This is a genomic window from Streptomyces sp. bgisy100, assembly GCF_057709105.1.
In genome coordinates, this window is record NZ_JBYITE010000118.1 from 1 (window position 1) to 651 (window position 651).

The window sequence follows — 651 nt, forward strand, 5'->3', positions numbered from 1 at the left end:
GGCGTCGACGAGTTCTTCGGCGGGCAGGCCGGTGGCGAGGCTGCGCAGTTGGAGTCCGAAGACCAGTGCGACGGCGGTGCCGGCCAGGCGCTGGGCGTCCGGTACGCCGAGGCCGGTGAGGATCCGGGCGGCCAGCTGGTCGTAGGCGGCGAAGCACTGGGCGGCCGCGGTGCGCAGGCGCTCGTCGCGGCCGGCCTGGACGTAGAGCTCGAAGGGTGCGATGTACCTGCCGTCGGTCTGTGTGCACCCGGCGACCTGGCCGACGGTGGCGGAGGCCCGGTCGAGGTCCATCCCGTCGGTCTCGCACTGGTCGGCGAGCTCGGTGAAGCGCCGGGTCTCCTCGGCGACGAAGTGCAGCAGGCTCTCCCGCAGCAGCTCGTGCTGGGTCGTGAAGTGGTAGGTGACCGAACCGAGGGAGACCTTGGCCTCCTCGGCGATCCGCCGGTTGGTGACCCCCGCGACGCCGTCCTCACCGATGATGCGCAGCACGGCGTCGATGATGCTCTGCCGGGTTCCGGAGGACTTGGACATGGCGGCCATTGTGTCACCGGCGCCACGGCCGTGGGACGGCGGTGGGACGACGGTCGCCGAGGTCAGCGGGACACCGCACCCGCCACGGACACCCCTGATCACGCGACGCAGACGGACACG

Annotated in this window: 1 protein-coding gene; it reads right to left on the reverse strand. The window is 71.7% G+C overall.

All coding sequences use genetic code 11. From position 1 onward, the window contains the following. Window positions 1-531 (reverse strand): TetR/AcrR family transcriptional regulator (locus AC3EQ1_RS31320; protein WP_432097685.1); only part of this gene is annotated, 531 nt, incomplete at its 3' end. Window positions 532-651 lie beyond the last annotated feature (120 nt).